Source organism: Sphaerisporangium melleum, from assembly GCF_014646695.1.
GTDB classification, from domain to species: domain Bacteria; phylum Actinomycetota; class Actinomycetes; order Streptosporangiales; family Streptosporangiaceae; genus Sphaerisporangium; species Sphaerisporangium melleum.
In genome coordinates, this window is the sequence record NZ_BMNT01000040.1 from 25,295 (window position 1) to 46,189 (window position 20,895).

The 20,895-nt window shown below is 71.9% G+C and carries 19 protein-coding genes; 15 read left to right on the top strand and 4 right to left on the bottom strand.

The genetic code is table 11. The features are described 5' to 3' along the window. Positions 1-89 precede the first annotated feature (89 nt). The gene (locus IEY93_RS29700; RefSeq protein ID WP_189166457.1) at positions 90-1,925 is read left to right on the top strand and encodes an ABC transporter ATP-binding protein; all 1,836 of its coding nucleotides are present in this window, start codon (positions 90-92) and stop codon (positions 1,923-1,925) included. Between the two features lie 75 nt (positions 1,926-2,000). Here IEY93_RS29700 and IEY93_RS29705 read toward each other — a convergent pair whose 3' ends face one another. Further along, positions 2,001-3,062, bottom strand: coding sequence for an alkene reductase (locus IEY93_RS29705; protein ID WP_189166458.1), 1,062 nt, complete (start codon positions 3,060-3,062; stop codon positions 2,001-2,003). Between the two features lie 112 nt (positions 3,063-3,174). On the opposite strand from IEY93_RS29705, the gene IEY93_RS29710 reads away from it, so the two are divergent. Further along, positions 3,175-3,516 carry a winged helix-turn-helix transcriptional regulator gene (locus tag IEY93_RS29710; protein WP_189166459.1) on the top strand — a complete coding sequence of 114 codons (342 nt, stop codon included), beginning with the start codon at positions 3,175-3,177 and terminating at the stop codon, positions 3,514-3,516. Between the two features lie 75 nt (positions 3,517-3,591). On the opposite strand, the gene IEY93_RS29715 is transcribed toward IEY93_RS29710, so the two are convergent. From IEY93_RS29715 to IEY93_RS29725, 3 genes are all read right to left on the bottom strand, one after another. Continuing rightward, positions 3,592-4,689: a PP2C family protein-serine/threonine phosphatase gene (locus IEY93_RS29715; RefSeq protein ID WP_189166460.1), complete on the bottom strand. Its 1,098-nt coding sequence runs from the start codon at positions 4,687-4,689 to the stop codon at positions 3,592-3,594. 205 nt (positions 4,690-4,894) lie between these two features. Continuing rightward, complete coding sequence (locus IEY93_RS29720) at positions 4,895-5,197, bottom strand: hypothetical protein (protein WP_189166461.1); 303 nt, start codon at positions 5,195-5,197, stop codon at positions 4,895-4,897. Positions 5,198-5,311: 114 nt separating this feature from the next. After that, the gene (locus IEY93_RS29725) at positions 5,312-6,181 is read right to left on the bottom strand and encodes a helix-turn-helix domain-containing protein (protein WP_189166462.1); all 870 of its coding nucleotides are present in this window, start codon (positions 6,179-6,181) and stop codon (positions 5,312-5,314) included. 274 nt (positions 6,182-6,455) lie between these two features. Between IEY93_RS29725 and hisI the strand changes: the two genes are divergently transcribed. From hisI to gltB, 13 genes are all read left to right on the top strand, one after another. Then, positions 6,456-6,806, top strand: coding sequence for a phosphoribosyl-AMP cyclohydrolase (gene hisI, locus IEY93_RS29730; RefSeq protein ID WP_189166463.1), 351 nt, complete (start codon positions 6,456-6,458; stop codon positions 6,804-6,806). Beyond that, positions 6,803-7,453, top strand: a complete 651-nt coding sequence (locus IEY93_RS29735) for a TIGR02234 family membrane protein (protein WP_189166464.1) — start codon at positions 6,803-6,805, stop codon at positions 7,451-7,453. Before hisI ends, IEY93_RS29735 begins: the two co-directional genes overlap by 4 nt. Positions 7,454-7,591: 138 nt before the next feature. Then, positions 7,592-8,098, top strand: a complete 507-nt coding sequence (locus IEY93_RS29740; protein WP_189166465.1) for a CD225/dispanin family protein — start codon at positions 7,592-7,594, stop codon at positions 8,096-8,098. Continuing rightward, on the top strand, positions 8,098-8,535 hold the full coding sequence (locus tag IEY93_RS29745) for a DUF2752 domain-containing protein (protein ID WP_229691585.1): 438 nt from the start codon (positions 8,098-8,100) through the stop codon (positions 8,533-8,535). Before IEY93_RS29740 ends, IEY93_RS29745 begins: the two co-directional genes overlap by 1 nt. Before the next feature lie 185 nt (positions 8,536-8,720). Continuing rightward, positions 8,721-9,545, top strand: a complete 825-nt coding sequence (gene trpC / locus IEY93_RS29750) for an indole-3-glycerol phosphate synthase TrpC (RefSeq protein ID WP_189166466.1) — start codon at positions 8,721-8,723, stop codon at positions 9,543-9,545. A gap of 38 nt (positions 9,546-9,583) precedes the next feature. Then, positions 9,584-10,786 carry a tryptophan synthase subunit beta gene (trpB, locus tag IEY93_RS29755; RefSeq protein WP_229691591.1) on the top strand — a complete coding sequence of 401 codons (1,203 nt, stop codon included), beginning with the start codon at positions 9,584-9,586 and terminating at the stop codon, positions 10,784-10,786. A gap of 31 nt (positions 10,787-10,817) precedes the next feature. After that, positions 10,818-11,621, top strand: a complete 804-nt coding sequence (gene trpA / locus IEY93_RS29760; protein WP_189166468.1) for a tryptophan synthase subunit alpha — start codon at positions 10,818-10,820, stop codon at positions 11,619-11,621. A 371-nt stretch (positions 11,622-11,992) separates the two neighbouring features. After that, positions 11,993-12,508 carry a DoxX family protein gene (locus tag IEY93_RS29765; protein ID WP_203968405.1) on the top strand — a complete coding sequence of 172 codons (516 nt, stop codon included), beginning with the start codon at positions 11,993-11,995 and terminating at the stop codon, positions 12,506-12,508. Positions 12,509-12,548: 40 nt separating this feature from the next. Next, positions 12,549-13,313 (top strand): DsbA family protein, encoded by a 765-nt coding sequence (locus IEY93_RS29770; protein ID WP_189166470.1) that lies wholly within the window; start codon positions 12,549-12,551, stop codon positions 13,311-13,313. Between the two features lie 11 nt (positions 13,314-13,324). Then, complete coding sequence (lgt, locus tag IEY93_RS29775; RefSeq protein WP_189166471.1) at positions 13,325-14,515, top strand: prolipoprotein diacylglyceryl transferase; 1,191 nt, start codon at positions 13,325-13,327, stop codon at positions 14,513-14,515. Continuing rightward, positions 14,512-15,396 (top strand): hypothetical protein, encoded by an 885-nt coding sequence (locus IEY93_RS29780; protein ID WP_189166472.1) that lies wholly within the window; start codon positions 14,512-14,514, stop codon positions 15,394-15,396. The genes lgt and IEY93_RS29780 overlap by 4 nt, the downstream gene beginning before the upstream one ends. Positions 15,397-15,413: 17 nt before the next feature. Further along, entirely contained in the window at positions 15,414-16,064 is a 651-nt protein-coding gene (locus IEY93_RS29785) for a hypothetical protein (protein ID WP_189166473.1), read from the top strand. A 306-nt stretch (positions 16,065-16,370) separates the two neighbouring features. After that, positions 16,371-20,885, top strand: a complete 4,515-nt coding sequence (gene gltB / locus IEY93_RS29790; protein ID WP_189166474.1) for a glutamate synthase large subunit — start codon at positions 16,371-16,373, stop codon at positions 20,883-20,885. The last annotated feature ends 10 nt before the right edge of the window (positions 20,886-20,895 follow it).

The window sequence follows — 20,895 nt, forward strand, 5'->3', positions numbered from 1 at the left end:
GGGCCCGGACGGACGGCACGACCCGCCGGCGGCACGGCGCGAAACACGATGATGCGGGACACGGCGGAGCAGGGCGAGGAGTACGGGGCATGACGACGCGGGTGGACGAGCGCGGCGCCGCGGAGACGGCGGCCGGCGGCAAGGCCGGGGCGGGGCTGCGGGTCGAGGAGCGTTCGGCGCTCGCCACGCTGCGGCACGGCCTGGCCCTGTCGCCGGAGTTCCGGATCGGACTGCCGGTCACGCTGCTGCTGGCGGTGCTCGCCACGCTGGGCAAGGTGATCGTGCCCATCGCCGTTCAGCAGGTCATCGACCAGGGCCTGAAGGACACGACGGCGCCGGACATGGTGTTCATCACCCGGGCGGTGCTGCTGTGCGCCGTCGCGGTGCTGCTCACCGCCCTGTGCGGCTACCTCATGAACGTGCGGCTCTACCGCACCACCGAGTCGGGTCTGGCCTCGCTGCGCGGCAAGGCGTTCCGGCACGTCCACGACCTGTCGGTGCTCACCCAGAACACCGAGCGGCGTGGCGCGCTGGTCTCCCGCGTCACCAGCGACGTCGACCAGATCAGCACGTTCATGCAGTGGGGCGGCCTGATGGTCATCATCTCGGTGGGCCAGTTGCTCATCGCCAGCGTGCTGATGGCCGTGTACTCCTGGCAGCTCACGCTGGTCGTCTGGGGCTGCTTCCTGCCCCTGGTCATCGCGCTGCCGCGGTTCCAGCGCTGGGTGGCCCGCGCCTACACCGGGGTGCGCGAGCGCACCGGCGACATGCTGGCGGCGGTCAGCGAGTCGGTGGTGGGCAGCGCGGTCATCCGGGCGTACGGCTCGGAGGAGCGCACCGCGCGCCGCATCGACGAGGCGGTGGGCGCCCACCAGGCGGCGCAGACCCGCGCCCAGAAGATCATCGCGTTCACCTTCCCGAGCACCGAGCTGGTGGGCGCGCTGGCGATCGCCGGCGTCGTCGTCCTCGGCGTCGAGCTCGGCGTGGGCGGCGCGATCTCCGCCGGGCGGCTGGTGGCGTTCCTGTTCCTGATCACGCTGTTCATCAGCCCGCTGCAGACGGCGACCGAGGTGCTGAACGACGCGCAGAACGCCGTCGCCGGCTGGCGGCGCGTCCTCGGCGTGCTGGACACCCCCGCCGATGTGGCCGACCCGGGCGAGAAGGGCCGGGTGCTCCCGCGCGGCCCGATCACGGTGTCCTTCCAGGGCGTCGGCTTCCACTACCCGGGCGGCCCGCAGGTGCTGCACGACGTGTGGGCCGACATCGCGCCCCGCACGCGGGTGGCGATCGTGGGGGAGACCGGCTCGGGCAAGACGACCTTCGCCAAGCTGCTCACCCGCCTGATGGACCCCACCAGCGGGCACATCCTGGTCGACGGCGTCGAGCTGCGCGACGTGCGGTTCTCCTCGCTGCGCGAGCGCATCGTCATGGTGCCCCAGGACGGGTTCCTGTTCGACGGGACGCTGGCCGACAACATCCGGTACGGCCGGCCCTCGGCCACCGACGAGGAGATCGGCCTGGCCATGACCGAGCTGGGGCTGGGCGACTGGCTGGAGGGCCTGCCCGCGGGCCTGGCCACCCCGGTGGGCCAGCGGGGCGAGTCGCTGTCGGCGGGCGAGCGCCAGCTCGTCGCGCTCGCCCGGGCCTACCTCGCCGATCCCGACCTGCTGCTGCTGGACGAGGCGACCTCGGCGGTGGACCCGGCGACCGAGGTACGGCTGGCCCGCGCGCTGGACGGGGTCACCCGCGGCCGCACGGCCGTGTCGATCGCCCACCGGCTGTCCACCGCCGAGGCGGCCGACGAGGTGCTGGTGTTCGAGCACGGCCGCATCGTGCAGCGCGGCCCGCACGCCGAGCTGGTGCGCAAGGACGGCGTCTACGCCGACCTGTACGCCTCCTGGGCGGCCGCCGCGCGCAGCTCCTAGACCAGGGGAGCGGCGCGGCGGGACCGTTCGTGCCGATGACCGGCGGGCGTGGCACCGGCCCGCCGGTCAGGCTGCTCAGGCCAGGGCGGGGTAGTCGGTGTAACCGCGCTGGTCACCGCCGTAGTAGGTGGCGGGGTCGGGAGTGTTGTACGGGCCGCCGGCGGCCAGCCGGGCGGGCAGGTCGGGATTCGCCAGGAACAGCGCCGCGAAGGACACCAGATCGGCGGTGCCGTCCTCGATCAGGCGAAGATGCTCCGGGCCGGTGATGCCCTCGGGGGTGTAGGGGTTCAGCATCAGCGCGCCGTGCCACATCCGGCGCAGGCGCAGCGTCAGATCACGGTGCGGCCCCTCGAAGATGTGCAGGTAGGCGAGGCCGAGCGGATCGAGCTCGGTGATCAGCGCCTCGTAGGTGTCGTGGGCGTTGTGCTCGGCGATGTCGTTGTTGGGCACCCCGGGGGAGATGCGCAGCCCGAGCCGCTCGGCGCCGATCTCGCCGGCGACGGCCCGGACGACGGCCAGCGGGAACCGGATCCTGGCCGCGGCGTCGCCGCCCCAGTGGTCGCCGCGCTGGTTGGTGTTGGTGGCCAGGAACTGGTGGAGCAGGTAGCCGTTCGCGCCGTGCAGCTCCACGCCGTCGAAACCGGCCTCCATCGCCAGCCGCGCCGAACGGGCGAAGTCGGCGATGGTGGCCTGGATGCCGTCCTCGTCCAGCTCGACCGGGTCGGCGCTGGCCTGCATGCCCTGGCCGGTGAAGATCTTGACGTCCGCGCTGATCGCGGAGGGGGCGACGTGGGTCATGCCGTCCGGCAGGAAGCCGGAGTGGCCGACGCGGCCGGTGTGCATGAGCTGCACGAAGATCTTGCCGCCCTTGGCGTGCACGGCGTCGGTGACCCGGCGCCAGCCCGCCACCTGCCGGTCGTCGTGCAGACCCGGGGTGTCCAGGTAGCCCTGGCCCACGACGGAGGGCTGGGTGCCCTCGGTGATGATCAGGCCGGCGGAGGCGCGCTGCGCGTAGTACTCGGCCATCAGCGGCGTCGGAATCCGATCGACCGCCCGGCTGCGGGTCATCGGTGACATGACGATGCGATTGGTCAACCTGAGTCCACCCAGGTCGAACGGGTCGAAGGCGGTCGGCATCGGAACTCCCTGCGAGACTGTCGACTATCTAGTCGAAGGTGACTATCTAATCGAAAGCCTAGCCTTATCATCTATCGTTGAGCAAGTCGCTATCCAGGAGTAAGCTCCTATCGTGCCTGGCTACGAACCGGACTTCTGTCCCCGCTACCACAGTTCGATCGAACTGATCGGCAAGCGGTGGACCGGCGTGATCCTGCGTGAACTGCTCCGCGGCGCGAGCCGCTTCTCACAGCTGTCGAACGCGATCCCCGACATCACCGACAAACTGCTGGCCGAACGGCTCAAGGAACTGGAAGCCGCGGGCGTCGTCGAGCGGCGGATCTACCCGGAGACCCCGGTCCGCATCGAGTACGTGCTGACGGAGAAGGGCCGCGACCTGGAGGGCGTCGTCCGCGAGGTGTCGCGGTGGGCCGAGCACTGGCTGCCCCCGGTCCCCGCGAACCCGGAGGCCTAGCCGGGTTCCCGTTCCCCCGCGGGAGTGAACGCGGGAGCGACGAGGGCGTACGGAAAGGACGCGATCAGCCGGCCTTCACTCGGCGGCCCGGCCCCCATCGTCATCGGACGGGCCGGAGTCGCACCGGCGCCGCAGGAGCAGCATCGCCACGTCGTCGCCGAGGGGCCCGCCCACGTGGTCGAGCAGATCCGTGCGCAGCTCGTCCAGCGCGACCTGCGGATCCTCGTCCGTCAGGACCTTCGTCCGCTCGAAGAGGGGATAGAAGTTCCTGAAGGGGTCACGCGCCTCGATCACCCCGTCGGTGTAGAACAGGATCTGGTCACCGTCCAGGAAGGGGAGGCGGGACGGTCTGGCCGGGCTCGGGCTCAGCGACACCAGGCCGAGCGGCGGGCACTCCGTCTGCGGCTCGGCGAAGAACGCGTGCCCGTCATGGCGGATGACCAGGGGAGCGGGGTGCCCGAAGTTGAGCAGGGAGATCTCGCCGTCATGGACTTCGGCGATGATCGCCGTGACGAACTTCTCCCCGCTCAGATGCCGCACCAGGCTGTTCTCCAGGCGCTGCCCGACGGCGGACAGCTCGGGCTCGTCGTAGGCGGCCTCACGGAACGCGCCGAGCACCCAGGCGGCGATCTCGACGGCGTCCAGTCCCTTGCCCTGGACGTCGCCGATGAGCAGGCGCACGCCCGCCGGCGTGGTGACCACCTCGTACAGATCACCGCCGATCTGGGCCTCGGCCGCGGCGGAGGTGTAGGACAGGCCGATGTGCAGGTCGTCCGCCCGGCGCGGCACTGGCCGCAGCAGCACCCGCTGGGCCGCCTCGGCGACCAGGCGCACGTTGGCCAGCTCGCGCTCCCGGTGGATGCGCAGCCGGCTGGCCAGGGCGCTGGCGCCCGTGACCGCGATGATGGTGGCGATGGTCAGGTTGTTCTGCGGCGTGAGCAGCAGCTCGCTGACGTACGCCAGCGGCAGGGACACGGCCAGCGCCAGCGCTCCTATGGCCATGGTGCGCCGCACACTGCCCGACACCGACGCGAAGGTGGGGCCCAGGGTGAGCAGGGGAAGGAAACCGAGCCTCGGGCCGGCGAGCAGGTCGACGCAGGCCACGGCGGCGATGGCGGCGAAAGGCAGTGATCTGAGCAGCGCCCGCGACTTCCTGTCGGTCTTCGCCGCCAAAACGTTCAGGGTCGACCTCCGGCAATCTTCGCCACCACCGTAACGGCAGGCGATGCCCGGACGCCACTCAAGCCGGCCATGGGGCGCTCACGTGTCCGCGGGCCGGGCCGCGTCCCCTCGGCCCCGGTGCGGACGCCGGCCGCGGTCCGATGTCCGGCCCGAGCCGGAGCCGGTCGATGGTGGCGTACGGAGTGCCTTGCGCGGGTCAGCGGTCGGAACGGCGGGGGCGCAGAGCGTCGCAGACGAGGGCCACGGCGGCCTGGGTGTCGGTCACGGGGGCGATGCGCTCGGCCCATGACCACCAGAACCACCAGTGGTCGCCGCCGCGTGCCGCGAAGATGACCTCCGACAGCGTGGGCACCGTCATGCTGATCACGATGAGCTGGGGAACGCCACCGGCGGTGGCCCCGACGCGCACGTGCAGGCCCCGTGTCCTCAGCAGCTCGCCGAGCCGCCACAGATGGTCGGCGGCCGTGGCCGTCGTCGCGACCGGGTCGGCAGTGCCCATGTCGTCTCCGTCCCGCGGGGGTGGCCGTGCGAGACGGGCGCTGCCCGCGTTCGCCACGGAGTGCGTCGCCCGCGACGGTAGGCGATCGGCGAAGCGCGGAGCAACGATGTTGCGTCATGTTCCTCGTGGCGGCTCGTGCGGCTCGGCGAAGCTCGCGCGGGACGTCTCGATCAGCGTGCGGGCGGCCTTGCCGTACACGGCGGCCTCCGACAGCCGGGCGAAGGCCCTCTCGTACAGCGCGACGTCGCTGGGAATCTTGATGCGGTACTGGCCGGGGACGGTGTCCACCCTGACCTGGGTCGCGTCGTAGATCCAGAAGTTCTCCGGCGGCATGATCGGCGGCCGGGCGGTCGACGGGATGACCCCGAGGCTCAGATGCGCGGTGCCGGCGGTCAGCCCGGCCAGCCGGTCGAGTTGCTCCACCATGTCCCGCGGGGCGCACACCGGGGTGCGCAGCGCCTGCTCACCGATGATGAACGCGAACAGCTTCCCGCCGGTCTCCAGCACGACCTGCTGGCCCAGCCGGGCCGCCACCGCCACCTCCAGGTCGTCGGGGATGCCGCGGAAGTCGATCACGGCCCGCAGGTGCGCGCGGGCGTACGCGGGGGTCTGCAGCAGGCCCGGCACCGCCGAGTGCTGGAAGACCCGGAACCGCCGGGTGCCGCGGTAGAGCGAGGTGAAGGACTCCTGCACGTGGCGCAGGCCCGTCGCCTCCAGGCGCCGCCAGTCGGTGTACATCGAGTCGATGTTGCGCACGGCCGCGATGAGGTCCACGACGTACTCCTCGGCGTCGCAGACCCGGCACCACATCCGGATGTCGTCCTCGTTGGGGGTCTGCGCCGCGTTCTCGATCTTGGAGACCTTGGAGTAGTGCCAGCCCGCCTCCGAGGCCAGGGCCCGGCCGGTGATGCGGGCCTCGCTGCGGATCTCACGCAGGCGCGCGGCCAGGATGCCCTTGGCCTCGGTGATGCGTGGTGGGGGCATGGGGGAGCCACCTTCTCCGGACACGGGATGCCGCCTGACATCGCCGCCCCCACCGTAGCCCGAAGGCCCGCGCGGCTCCCACGTGTTGCGCGATGTTGCTCGCCGCCGCGTCCGCCGGTCCCGCTGCGGCCGGCGGAGGCACGGCGCTCGCCGGCACCTCCCGCCGGACGGCCCGCTCCGCGTGCGGCCCGCTCCGCGTGCGGCGCGGCCCGGACGCGGTGCACACACCCCCGCGGTGACCTGCCCTTGTGTGCGGCTGCGGCACAATTGCCCCATGCCTCTTGATCAGAAGATCGCGGACCGCCTCAAGCGCACTGCGGACGGGCTGGTGCCCGCGGTCGTCCAGCAGCACGACACCGGCGAGGTGCTGATGCTGGCCTGGATGGACGACGAGGCCCTGCACCGCACGCTCACCACCGGCCGGGCCACCTACTGGTCACGCAGCCGCCGTTCCTACTGGGTCAAGGGCGAGACGTCCGGCCACGTCCAGCATGTCCAGCACGTGGCACTCGACTGCGACGGCGACACCATCCTGCTGAAGGTCGACCAGGTCGGCGCGGCCTGTCACACCGGCGACCGCACCTGCTTCGACGCCGACGTGCTGCCGGTCCAGGGGACGCCGTGACCACGGCCGGCGGCCCCCCTGCCCCGGCCCGGGGCGGGGCGCGCCGCGCGCTGGCGGCCTGGGTGGTGGTCTCCGCCGCGTCGGCCGGGCTGGTGCTGGCCGCCGCCGGGCGCACCTGGGTCCGCGCCGCCTACTCCGGCGGCCCCGGCGGCGGCACGCGGCTGGAGCTGTCCGGCGGCGAGCTCGCGCCCGTCCTGACCCCCCTCGCCCTGGCCTGCCTGGCCGCGGTGGTGGCCGTGCTCGCCACGCGCGGCCTCTGGCGCAAGGGGGTGGGCGTGCTCACCGCGCTGCTCGGCGCCGCGATCGCGGTGGCCGCCTGGCGGGCGGTCTCGCCGGCCGCCGTGGCGCAGGTGGCGGGCACCCGGGGGGCGCTGACCGGTGTGCCGGGCCTGGTGACCTCCACCGTGCAGCCCTGGCCGGCGCTCGCCGTCGCCGGCGGGGCGCTGCTCACCGCGGCCGGCGCGCTCGCGGTGGTGTCGGGCGGGCGCTGGCCGGGCATGTCCGAGCGGTACGAGCGGCGGGCGGCGCCGGCCGGCACGCGTGCGGGCGCGGGGCGTCCCGGTGGGTCCGAGCGGTCGCTCTGGGACGCGCTCGACCGGGGCCTGGACCCCACCGAGGGCGACGGCCCCACCGGCCGGCCCGGCTGATCCGCTCGCCTGTGTCGGACGCTCCGCAACCGTCAGATGACAACTTGCCCACAAAGTGGGACAACCATCGTGCGTGTCGCCGCTCGTCGCTATGCTGCCGCAGCGCGACCCGCGCATTGATCTCACAGGAGTCCTTCGATGAGCTACGGGAATCAGCCGGGCGGTCCTGAGGGGTACGACCCTCAGCAGCCCGGTGGCCAGCCCTCCGGGGGGTACGGCCAGCAGGGCGGCGGCTACGGCCAGCAGCCGGGCTACGGCCAGCAGCAAGGGGGCTACGGGCAGCAGCAGGGGGGATACGGGCAGCAGGGGGGCTACCCGCCGCCCCAGGGCGGCTACGGCTACGGACAACAGCAGGGTCCCTACGGCGCGCCCGCCGCGCCGGACAACCACCTGGTCCCGGCGATCCTCACCACGCTGTTCTGCTGCCTGCCCTTCGGCATCGTGTCGATCGTCAAGTCGTCCCAGGTCAACTCCAAGTGGGCCGTCGGCGACTACCAGGGGGCCATCGCCGCCTCCGAAGAGGCCAAGACCTGGTGGAAGCGCGCCCTCATCTGGGGCATCGTCGCCGACATCGTGATCGTCGTCGGCTACTTCATCCTGGTGGCCGTGCTGCTCAGCGCGAGCAACTCGTCGTACAACTACTGATGACGGCGCACGCGGAGCACACCGGGCGGCGCGGGAAGGGCCGCCTGCGGTCCATGCTCGCGCCCTTCGGCGCCGCGGCGCTCACCGGGGCGGTGTTCACCTACGTCGGGCTGGTCGACCCCAACCAGACCGGCCACTACCCGACCTGCCCGTTCCTGCTGGTCACCGGGCTCTACTGCCCCGGCTGCGGCACGCTTCGCACCATCCACGCGCTGGCGCACGGGGACATGGTGGCCGCGCTCGGGCTCAACCCTCTCGCGGTGGCGACCGTCCCGTTCCTGCTGTTCTGGTGGGGGAGGTGGGCGCTGCGCACCTGGCAGGGGAGGCCGGTGCGCACGACCCTCGCCCACCCGGCGTACATCTGGGCCTTCCTCGCCCTCGTCATCGTCTACTGGATCGTGCGCAATCTGCCTTTCGGCAGGTTCCTCGCACCGTGAGTCCGGCGCTCGCCACCCGGTGGCGAGCGGGCGGCGGTAAGCCCGATACCATCGGCAGGGCAAGGTCGGGAGAGGGAGCACGCCTTTGGAGCCGATCAGCCGATCGGGTGGTGAGGGCGCCCTCGGCCCGGGGGACAGCGACGGAGGGACCCTGGACGGGTGAGCGAGCCTAGCGAGGAGATCAAGTGAGCGTGCTCGACGAGATCCTGGACGGCGTGCGGGCCGACCTCGCCGACCGGCAGCGGGCCGTTTCGCTCGCGGACCTCAAGGAACGCGCCCAGCGCGCGTCCGCCGCCCGGGACGCCTATGCCGCCCTGGGCGGCGATCGGGTCTCGGTGATCGCCGAGGTCAAGCGGTCCAGCCCCTCCAAGGGGGCGCTGGCGGCGATCGCAGATCCGGCGGCGCTCGCCGGCGACTACGAGGCGGGCGGCGCGCACGTCATCAGCGTGCTGACCGAGCGGCGCCGCTTCGGCGGCAGCCTGGACGACCTGGCCGCGGTGCGCGCGGCGGTGGACATCCCCGTCCTGCGCAAGGACTTCGTGGTCAGTTCCTATCAATTGTGGGAGGCCCGCGCGTACGGCGCGGACCTCGCGCTGCTGATCGTGGCCGCCCTGGAGCAGAACGCCCTCGTCTCGCTGATCGAGCGGGCCGAGTCGATCGGCCTGGCGCCGCTCGTAGAGGTGCATACTGAAGAGGAGCTCGACCGGGCGCTGGAAGCCGGCGCCAAGATCATCGGTGTGAACGCGCGGAACCTCAAGACCTTGGAGGTCGACCGCGACGTCTTCGCCCGGATCGCGCCGAAGATTCCGGACGGCGTCCTCAAGATCGCCGAGTCCGGCGTGCGCGGCCCGCACGACCTGCTGGCCTACGCCCGCGCCGGCGCCGACGCCGTGCTCGTCGGCGAGAGCCTGGTCACCGGCAAGGATCCCCGTGCCGCCGTGGTCGACCTGGTCACCGCCGGAGCGCATCCCGCATCGCGACTGGACAACGGACCCGAGAGGCAGCAGTGACCATCGCAGAAGGCCCCATCCTGACCGCCGCCGACCTCGTGGGCGGTGGCACGGCCGGTGACGACCCCGACGAGCGCGGCCGATTCGGGGTCTTCGGCGGGCGGTTCGTGCCCGAGGCGCTGATCCCGGCCCTGGACGAGGTCGCCAAGGTGTACGCCGAGGCCAAGGAGGACCCGGCCTTCATCGCCGAGTTCGAGCACCTGCTGCGCACCTACGCCGGCCGGCCGACCGCGGTCACCGAGGTCCGCCGCTTCGGCGAGGTCGCCGGTGGGGCGCGCGTGCTGCTCAAGCGCGAGGACCTCACGCACACCGGCGCCCACAAGATCAACAATGTGCTCGGCCAGGCGCTGCTCACCAAGCGCCTCGGCAAGACCCGCGTCATCGCCGAGACCGGCGCCGGGCAGCACGGCGTGGCCACCGCCACCGCGTGCGCCCTGCTCGGCCTGGAGTGCGTGATCTACATGGGCGAGGTCGACTGCGAGCGCCAGGCGCTCAACGTCGCCCGCATGAAGCTCCTCGGCGCGCGCGTCGTCCCGGTCGCCAACGGCAGCCGCACCCTCAAGGACGCCATCAACGAGGCGTTCCGCGACTGGGTGACCAATGTGGGTAACACCCACTACCTCTTCGGCACGGTCGCCGGGCCCCACCCCTTCCCCGAGATCGTCCGTGACTTCGCCCGCATCATCGGGGTCGAGGCCCGCCGCCAGGTGCTGGAGCTGACCGGCAGCCTGCCCGACGCCGTCTGCGCGGCCGTCGGCGGCGGTTCCAACGCCATCGGCGCCTTCCACGCCTTCCTCGGTGACGAGGGCGTCGCGCTGCACGGCTACGAGGCCGCCGGTCGCGGTGTCCAGAGCGGCGAGCACGCCTGCACCCTCACCGAGGGGTCGATCGGCGTCCTGCACGGCTCGCGCACCTACGTCCTGCAGGACGACGAGGGCCAGACCATCGATTCCCACTCGATCTCGGCCGGGCTCGACTACCCCGGCGTCGGCCCCGAGCACGCCTGGCTGAAGGACTCCGGCCGCGCGACCTACCACGGCATCACCGACGACGAGGCGATGGAGGCCTTCTCCATCCTGGCGCGCACCGAGGGCATCATCCCGGCCATCGAGTCCGCGCACGCCCTGGCCGGTGCGATCAAGCTCGGCCGCGAGCTGGGCCCGGAGGCGACCATCCTGGTCAACCTCTCCGGGCGCGGCGACAAGGACATGGGCACCGCCATGAAATATTTCAACCTGTAGGCCCCCACACTTCCGAGCGGGACATCCAGACATGACGACTCTTCAGACGGTGTTCGAGAAGGCGCGGGCCGACCGCAGGGCCGCCCTCGTCGGATACCTCCCGGCCGGATTCCCCACCAAGGACGGCGCCGTCGCCGCCGCGACAGCGATGGTGGAGGCCGGCTGTGACGTCATCGAGATCGGCCTGCCCTACTCCGATCCGCTGATGGACGGCCCCACCATCCAGGACGCCGTGCACCGGGCCCTGCTCAACGGCACCCGCATCGCCGACGTGATGCGCACCGTCGAGGGCGTCGCCAAGACCGGCGCCGCCGTGCTGGTCATGACGTACTGGAACCCGATCGACCGCTACGGCGCCGAGCGGTTCGCCCGGGAGCTGGCGGACGTCGGCGGCAGCGGCACGATCACCCCCGACCTCACCCCGGAGGAGGCCGGGCCCTGGCTCGAGGTGAGCGCGGTGACCGGCATCGACACCGTCTTCCTGGTGGCCCCGAGCTCCCCCGAGGAGCGCATCAAGGCCGTCGCCGACTGCTGCACCGGTTTCGTGTACGCCGCCTCGCTCATGGGCGTCACCGGCGCGCGGGAGAGCGTGAGCTCGGCGGCCGAGGGCCTGGTGCAGCGCACCCGTTCCCAGACCCGGCTGCCGGTCTGCGTCGGTCTCGGCGTCGGCAACGGCGCCCAGGCCGCCGAGGTGGCCGGGTACGCCGACGGCGTCATCGTCGGCTCGGCGTTCATCCGCCGTCTGCTCGACGCTCCCGACGAGGCCGCCGGGCTGGACTCCGTACGCCGGCTCGCCGCCGAGCTGGCCGAGGGCGTGCGCGGCGTGCGCGCCTGACCGCATTCATTCCAAGCCGTTCTGCGACGCCTCGTCCCGATGGGGGGCGAGGCGTCGTCATTCGTCCTCTCTAGGGTCCTTGGTCCCCGACGATCGGGCCACGAGCCCATTCCCCGAGGTCACCGGGGTCGGGCAATCTACTCGCGGGCTGCTTACCGGCCGCTTATCGGGGTCATGATGGGCTGTAGTGCCGGTAGCCTTCGGCCGGACGGCCGCCGCCGAGAGGCGGCGCGCCCCGGCGGCTCTGGACGTCCGCAGGCGGGCACGTCCGCCGGGCCGGTCGCTCGTGGTGACAAAGGAGACAAGATGCTGGTGACGTCGCGGAGGCCGCGCCGATGAGGTCGCTTTACGCACACCCGGCGGTACCCTGGGTGACGACCGTTGCCCGGCTCGTGCTCGCCGGTGTGCTGATCGTCGCCGGCTGGCTGAAGATCGGCACTCCGGCGCTGTCGGTCCAGGCCGTCCAGGCGTACGAGTTGCTGCCGGAGCGGGTCGCCACCGTGGTGGGCTACGGCCTGCCGCTCGTCGAGATCGTCGTAGGGGTGTTGCTGGTTGCCGGGCTGCTCACGCGCGTGGCGGGCGCGGTCTCCGCGCTGCTCATGCTGGCCTTCGTGGTCGGCATCGCCTCGGCGTGGGCCCGCGGCCTGCGCATCGACTGCGGCTGCTTCGGCGGCGGCGGCAAGCTCGCCGCAGGGCAGAGTCCCTCCTACTTCTGGGAGATCCTCCGCGACGGCGGCCTGTTCCTGCTGGCGGCGTGGACCGTCCGGTTCGCTCCGGGCCGCTTCTCGCTCGACGCGGCGCTCGGCCTGGTCCCGGCCCGCCGCCTCACGCGAGACGACGAGCTTGAGGAGCCCGGCGACGGCGTGGACCAGGGGGAGGCCGCGTGATCGGCGACGATGACCGGCCCGGAAAGAAGGAGATCGTCTGATGGGAAAGGCCGCGCGGCAGGTCTCGGCCCGCGAGCGCATCAAGGCACAGCGTGAGCAGGAGCGCGTGCAGGAGCGGCGCCGGCGCGTCGCGACCGTGGTCACCTCGGTCGTCGTGCTGCTCGCCGTGGTCATCGGAGGCTGGTGGTACGTCCAGACCAACCGTTCTGAGACGGCCACCGCCGCGCTGGCCCCGATCAGCGTGGCGGCCGACGGCTCGACGGTCATGGCCAAGCCCGGCGTCACCAAGCCCGTGCTGGACATCTACGAGGACTTCCAGTGCCCGGCCTGCAAGGCGTTCGAGCAGACCAGCGGGCCCACGGTGAAGAACCTCGCGGCGGACGGCAAGGTCAAGGTCGTCTACCACGTGGTCAACATCTTCACCGAGGAGCCCACCCGCGGCAACACCGCCCGCGCGTCCGCGGCGGCCCGGTGCGTGCCCGCCGGCCCGCAGTGGATGGCCTTCCATGACCGGCTCTACAAGGAGCAGCCGCCCGAGAGCAAGCAGGGCTTCGCGCTGGACGACCTGGTCAAGTGGGGCAAGGAGACCGGGGTCACCGACGCCGGCTTCGAATCCTGCGTCAAGACCCAGAAGTACGCCCAGACCCAGGCCGAGTACAACCAGAAGATCATCGACGCCAAGACGTTCCAGGGCACGCCGACGCTGCGGCTCGACGGCAAGGAGCTCGCCAACGACGTCACCTACAGCCCGTCGGCGCTGCGCCAGACCATCCTTGATGCCGCGCAGCAGGCCGGGAACCGGTAACGTCACCTGACATGCCCCTGGCCTCCATCCCCAGCCCGCCAGAAGGGGTCTGGTACCTCGGACCGATCCCTCTGCGGGCCTACGCTTTCTGCATCGTGCTCGGCGTCATCGCCGCCGTCTGGATCGGTGAGCGCCGCTGGCGCGCCCGCGGCGGCGAGCCCGGCACCATCACCGACCTCGCCGTCTGGGCCGTCCCGTTCGGCCTGGTCGGCGGGCGGCTCTACCACGTCATCAGCGACTGGCAGCTCTACTTCGCGCCCGACGCCCCGAACCGCCCGATCGACGCGCTGTACATCTGGCACGGCGGTCTCGGCATCTGGGGCGCCATCGCGCTCGGCGCCGTCGGCGTGTGGATCGCCTGCCGCAGGCGTGGCATCTCGCTGTCGGCGGTCGCCGACGCGGTGGCGCCGGGCATCGCGGTCGCGCAGGCGATCGGCCGCTGGGGCAACTACTTCAACCAGGAGCTGTTCGGCGGGCCGACCGACCTGCCGTGGGGCCTGGAGATCGAGCCGGGCCGTCCCGGCACCATCCCCGGCGAGATGACCTACCACCCCACCTTCCTGTACGAGTCGCTGTGGGACCTCGCGCTGGCCGCGGTGCTGATCTGGGCGGGCCGGCGCTGGGCGCTGCGCCACGGCCGGCTGTTCGCGATCTACGTCGCCGGATACACCCTGGGCCGCTTCTGGATCGAGGGCATGCGGGTGGATCCCGCCCACCACATCCTCGGCCTGCGGCTGAACCAGTGGACCTCCGTTGTGATCTTCCTCGGCGCCCTCGTGTACCTGTACCTGACCAGGAACAGGACCACCGAGGAGATCGTGAACCCGATGAGCGGAGCCGGTCTCGACCCCGCCCACGACGCCGCGCAGGCGGACGAGCACGAGATCGCCGCCGCCGCGGCCGCCGCCGAGGAGCCGGGATCCGCCGAGGGCCCGCCCGGCGAGGCGGGGGAGAGCGCCTCCGAACCGGACGACCCGCAGACCGGCCCGCGGACCGAGGCCGCCGCGAAGGCCGGGCAGGGCGCGTCAACGGGTGGCGGCACACCGGTCGACGCCGCCGAGGGCGGCGAGCCGGCGGGCGAGGCCGCTGCCCCGGAGACGGCGGCAGGAGCCGGCAAGGCCGCCGGTGCTGACGAGAAGGCATCCCCGTCACCTGACCCCGCGTCGTCGTCGGCGCCGGCCTCGGAGGCGAATTCCCGATGACCCAAGGCGGCCTCTCGGGGGGGCACGCCGGGTCCGCCTCTGGTCCTCCGCCCGACGGGCGCCGGCGGACGGGGAGCGCGCGCAGCAAGCGGCGCCGCCCCTCGTTCGAGGTCGACGCCCTGTCCGAGCGGGGTCTGACCCGGGGCCAGCAACGCCTGCTGATCGCCGCCGGCACGGTGATCGCCGTGCTGGCCGGCGCCTTCGGTCTCACCGCTCTGTTCAGCACCCTCGGCGTGTCCGACCCGCCCGTGGAGGAGGGGTCGGCCGCCGAGGCGATCGGCTTGCTCAGCCCGTCCGACTACCAGGCCTGGCCCTCGCTCAAGCTGTTCGCGCCGATCGACCGGCGCGAGGCCGACCGCACGCCGCTGCGGGCCGAGGAGGTCTTCTCGATCAAGACCGTCCGCAGCGGCAAGCTGACCCTCAAACTGGCCGCCCGGCGGCTCGACGGCGCCTGCGCGCCCGCGGTGTGGGGCGGCAAACTGCTCGCCGAGTTGGGCGAGACCGGCTGCACGCAGGTGGTCCGCGGTCTCTATGTGAGCGCCGACCGCCGGTACCTCGCGCAGTACACGCTGTTCAACATGGCCGACACCGCCGCCGCCGACCGGCTGGTCCGCGAGCTGTCCACGCTGTACCGCGGGGGAGGGTGGGTGCGCCCGCTGGAGTCGGGGGCGGTCGTGTTCCCGCAGGACGGCTACAGCGAGGCGAGCGGCCACGTCATGGGGCACTACGCCGGGCTGGTGTGGGTGGCCAGGGCCGACGGGCAGGAGGCCACGCCCCGGGACGACTTCGTCACGCTGACCCTGGCCGCCCGGGCCGCCGAGAAGGCCGTCTACCGGAGGGTGGTCACCGCCGGCGGCCCCGCCGCCTCCCCGGCCGGCTGACGATAGGCTGCGTGGCCATGCCGAGCCGTAGGTGGATCGCCGTGGCGATCGCGGGGGTGCTCGCCGGGGCGGGAGCGGTGGGGTACGTCCTGCTGCGACCCGTGACGGGGCCGGTCCCCGGCAAGGTGCGCGCCGAGCGCACCTCCGCGCTGTACGCCCCGATCGCCACCCGCCGCGACGACCCCCGCCCGCTGACCGCCGAGGAGGTGTTCGGGCGGGCCGGCACGATGTCCGCCGCGGGGGTGACCATGCACCGGCGTCAGGTCTCGGCGTCCGCCGACTGCGCTCAGGCGCTGTGGGGCGAGCCCCTGACGGCGGCCGCGGCCGGGTGCGTCCAGGTGGTGCGGGCGGGCTTCGCCGATGCGGCCGGTGGGGTGTCCGGGCAGTACACCGTGTTCGACATGCCCGAGGAGTCCGCGGCGGACCGCTTGGTGGCGGCGCTGCGGGCCCGGCCCGCGGAGGGCTTCCTCACCCTCGCGCCCGGGCAGCCGCCGTCGTTCGACGCCGGCCACAGCAGGGCCGAGGTACGGGCGCTCGGGCACTTCGTCGTGGTCAACTGGGTGGGCCCGGTGAGTGACGCAGGGCCGGCCGATGTCACCCTGGCGCAGGTGGCTCTGGAGGGCCTGGGTGGCTTCGTCCAGGCGCGGGTGCTCGACGCCGCCGGTTGACGTGTTATGATCCGGCAGCCGCACCTGATCTTCAGCTGACCGGTCACAGAACCCTTACCGGGGGTCCCACCAGGAATAACGCGTGTTTTTCCGGCGTTCTCTCCCTGCGGTCTGGGAAGCGCGGCAGTGGGCACATCGAAGTGTCCCCCGATAGTGAATGTTCGCGATCACCACCTGGTGGGCACTATTCCGGCAGGGTGCGGTAGTCTCTACACACCTAACAGAACAGCAGCAGGGCCAACGTCGTCCCTCTTGCCTGCAATCGCCAATCCAGACGAAGCAGACGAAGACGACGGGAGGGATTCAATGCCTGCTGCCCACCTCGGGTTCCCCGAGCCCCAGGGCCTATATCACCCCTCGCAGGAGCACGACGCCTGTGGTGTGGCGATGGTAGCGGACGTCGCCGGGCGCCGGAGCCACGACATCGTCGCCAAGGCCCTGACGGCACTCTGCAACCTGGACCACCGAGGGGCCAAGGGTAGCGAACCGGACACCGGTGATGGCGCGGGCATCCTTACCCAGATGCCGGACGCGTTCCTCCGTGAGGTCGTGGACTTCCCCCTTCCCCCGGCCGGTTCCTACGCGGCCGGCGTCGCGTTCCTGCCGGTCGACGAGCAGGCCCGCACGACCGCGGTGCGCCTGATCGAGGAGATCGCCGCCGAGGAGGGCCTGACCGTCTTCGGCTGGCGCCAGGTGCCCATCGACACCGCCCACGCCGGGCCGAGCGCGCGCGCCGTCATGCCGGACTTCCAGCAGCTGTTCGTGTCCTCACCGAACGGCGAGGAGGGCCTGGCGCTCGACCGCCTGGCCTTCTGCCTGCGCAAGCGGGCCGAGCACGAGGCGCACGTCTACTTCCCCTCGCTGTCCTCGCGCACCATCGTGTACAAGGGCATGCTGACCACCCCGCAGCTCGAGCCCTTCTTCCCCGACCTGTCCGACGACAGGTTCGCCTCCGCGATCGCCCTGGTCCACTCGCGGTTCTCCACCAACACCTTCCCGTCGTGGCCGCTCGCGCACCCCTACCGCTACGTCGCCCACAACGGTGAGATCAACACGGTCAAGGGCAACCGCAACTGGATGCGCGCCCGCGAGGCCATGCTCGCGACCGACCTGATCCCCGGCGATTTGTCGCGGCTGTTCCCGATCTGCGACCCCGACGGCTCCGACACCGCCTCGTTCGACGAGTGCCTCGAACTGCTGCACCTCGGCGGTCGCAGCCTGCCGCACGCCGTGCTGATGATGATCCCCGAGGCGTGGGAGAACCACACCGAGATGGACGCGGCGCGGCGCGCCTTCTACGAGTACCACTCCACCTCGATGGAGGCCTGGGACGGCCCCGCGTCGATCACCTTCAGCGACGGCACGCTGGTCGGCGCGGTCCTCGACCGCAACGGCCTGCGCCCGGGCCGGTTCTGGGTGACCGAGGACGGCCTGGTGGTCCTGGCCTCCGAGGCGGGCGTGCTGGACATCGAGCCGGCCAAGGTCGTCCGCAAGGGCCGTCTCCAGCCGGGCAAGATGTTCCTGGTCGACACCGCGCGTGGCAAGATCATCGAGGATGACGAGATCAAGGCCGAGCTGGCCGCCGCCCACCCGTACTCCGACTGGCTGCACGCCGGGCTGATCCGCTTCGAGGAGCTGCCCGCGCGCGAGCGCCCGATCGTCACCCACGAGGCCCTGGTCAAGCGCCAGCAGACCTTCGGCTACACCGAGGAGGAGCTGCGGGTCATCCTGGCCCCGATGGCCAAGGCCGGCGCCGAGCCGATCGGCTCGATGGGCACCGACAGCCCGGTCGCGGTGCTGAGCGAGAAGCCCCGGCTGCTGTTCGACTACTTCAGCCAGTTGTTCGCCCAGGTCACCAACCCGCCGCTGGACGCCATCCGCGAAGAGCTGGTCACCTCGCTGCAGACCACCATCGGTCCCGAGGGCAACCTGCTCGCGCCCGACCCCGCGTCCTGCCGCCGGCTCGTCCTGCCCTACCCGGTGATCGACAACGACGAGCTCGCCAAGATCATCCACATCAACGACGAGGGCGCGCTGCCCGGTTTCCAGCCGCACGTCGTCTCCGGCCTGTTCGAGGTCGCGGGCGGCGGCGAGGCGCTGCTGCGCCGCCTTGCGGAGATCCGCGCCGAGGTGTCGCGGGCCATCGAGGACGGCGCGCGCATCATCGTGCTGTCCGACCGCGGCTCCGACGCCCGCATGGCGCCGATCCCGTCGCTGATGCTGACCGGCGCGGTGCACCACCACCTGATCAACGAGAAGTCGCGCACCCGCGTCGGCCTGGTCATCGAGACCGGCGAGGCCCGGGAGTGCCACCACATGGCGCTGCTCATCGGCTACGGCGCCTCGGCCGTCAACCCCTACCTGGCGATCGAGACCGTCGAGGACATGGTCGCCGCCGGCGCGCTGACCATGGAGCCGCGGGCCGCCGTGCGCAACCTGATCAAGGCGTACGGCAAGGGCGTGCTCAAGGTCATGTCCAAGATGGGGGTCTCCACGGTCGCCTCCTACACCGGCGCGCAGATCTTCGAGGCGCTCGGGCTGGGCCAGGAGGTCATCGACGCCTGTTTCGCCGGCACCACCTCGCGCCTGGGCGGCGTCGGGTTCGCCGTGCTGGCCGAGGAGGCCGCGCTGCGCCACCGGCACGCCTATCCGCGCGCCGAGAACGCCCACCGCCGCCTGGAGGTCGGCGGTGAGTACCAATGGCGCCGCGAGGGCGAGCCGCACCTGTTCAACCCCGAGAGCGTCTTCCGGCTGCAGCACGCCACCCGCACCCGCAGGTACGAGATCTTCAAGCAGTACACCGACCTGGTCGACTCCCAGGCCGAGAAGCTCATGACCCTGCGCGGGCTGTTCCGGCTGCGCGAGGGCGTGCGCCCGCCGGTGCCGATCGAGGAGGTCGAGCCGGTCTCCGAGATCGTCAAGCGGTTCTCCACCGGCGCGATGTCCTACGGGTCGATCTCCAAGGAGGCCCACGAGACCATCGCCATCGCCATGAACCGCCTGGGCGCCAAGTCCAACACCGGCGAGGGCGGCGAGGACCCCGAGCGGCTGTACGATCCCGAGCGCCGCAGCGCCATCAAGCAGGTGGCCTCCGGGCGGTTCGGCGTGACCAGCGAATACCTGGTCAACGCCGACGACCTGCAGATCAAGATGGCCCAGGGCGCCAAGCCCGGCGAGGGCGGCCAGCTTCCCGGCCACAAGGTGTACCCGTGGATCGCCAAGACCCGGCACTCCACGCCCGGTGTCGGCCTGATCTCGCCGCCGCCGCACCACGACATCTACTCCATCGAGGACCTCGCCCAGCTCATCCACGACCTGAAGAACAGCAACCCGCAGGCGCGCGTCCACGTGAAGCTCGTCGCGGAGGTCGGGGTCGGCACCGTCGCGGCCGGGGTCAGCAAGGCACACGCCGACGTGGTGCTGATCTCCGGGCACGACGGCGGCACCGGCGCCTCGCCGCTCACCTCGATCAAGCACGCCGGCGCGCCCTGGGAGCTCGGCCTGGCCGAGACCCAGCAGACGCTGCTGCTCAACGGCCTGCGCGACCGCATCGTGGTGCAGGCCGACGGTCAGCTCAAGACCGGCCGCGACGTCCTGATCGCCGCGCTGCTCGGCGCCGAGGAGTTCGGGTTCGCCACCGCGCCGCTGGTGGTCTCCGGCTGCGTCATGATGCGCGTGTGCCACCTGGACACCTGCCCGGTGGGCGTCGCCACGCAGAACCCCGAGCTGCGCAAGCGGTTCTCCGGTAAGCCCGAGTTCATCGTCAACTTCTTCGAGTTCATCGCCGAGGAGGTCCGTGAGTACCTCGCGGCTCTCGGCTTCCGCTCGATCGACGAGGCGGTCGGCCGCGCCGAGATGCTGGACACCACGGCCGCCGAAGAGCACTGGAAGGCCGCCGGCCTGGACCTCTCGCCGATCCTGCACACGCCGGCGCTGCCCGAGGGCACGCCGCTGCGCCGGGTGGTCGAGCAGGACCACGGCCTTTCCAAGGCGCTGGACAACACGCTGATCCAGCTCTCCGAGGCCGCCCTGCAGTACGGCGAGCGGGTCACGCTCGAGCTGCCCATCCGCAACGTCAACCGCACGGTCGGCACCATGCTCGGCCACCAGGTGACCAAGCGGCACGGCGGCGCGGGGCTGCCCGCCAACACCATCGACGTCAGCTTCACCGGTTCGGCGGGCAACTCCTTCGGCGCGTTCGTGCCGCAGGGCGTCACTCTGCGCCTGACCGGCGACGCCAACGACTACCTGGCCAAGGGCCTGTCCGGCGGCCGGGTGACGGTGCGGCCGCACCCCGACGCGCCGTTCAGCGCCGAGACCCAGGTCATCGCCGGCAACGTCGGCCTGTACGGCGCGACCTCCGGCGAGGTGTTCATCCGGGGTGTCGTCGGCGAGCGGTTCTGCGTGCGCAACTCCGGCGCCACCGCCGTCGTCGAGGGCGTGGGCGACCACGGCTGCGAGTACATGACCGGCGGCCGGGCGGTCGTGCTCGGACCGACCGGGCGCAACTTCGCCGCCGGGATGTCCGGTGGCGTCGCCTACGTGCTCGACCTGGCTTCGGCGCGGGTCAACCGCGAGATGGTCGCCGTCGAGGAGCTCACCGACGAGGACTCGGAGTTCCTGCGCGACATTGTCGAGCGGCACCTCGCCGAGACCGGCTCCACCGTGGCCAAGACGCTGCTGGACGACTGGGACGGCACGCTCACCCGCTTCGCGAAGATCATGCCGGTGGACTACAAGCGGGTCCTGCAGGCCCAGGCCGCCGCGCGCGCCGAGGGCAGGGACATCGACCAGGCGGTCATGGCCGCCGTTCAGGGTTAAGGGAGGTTTC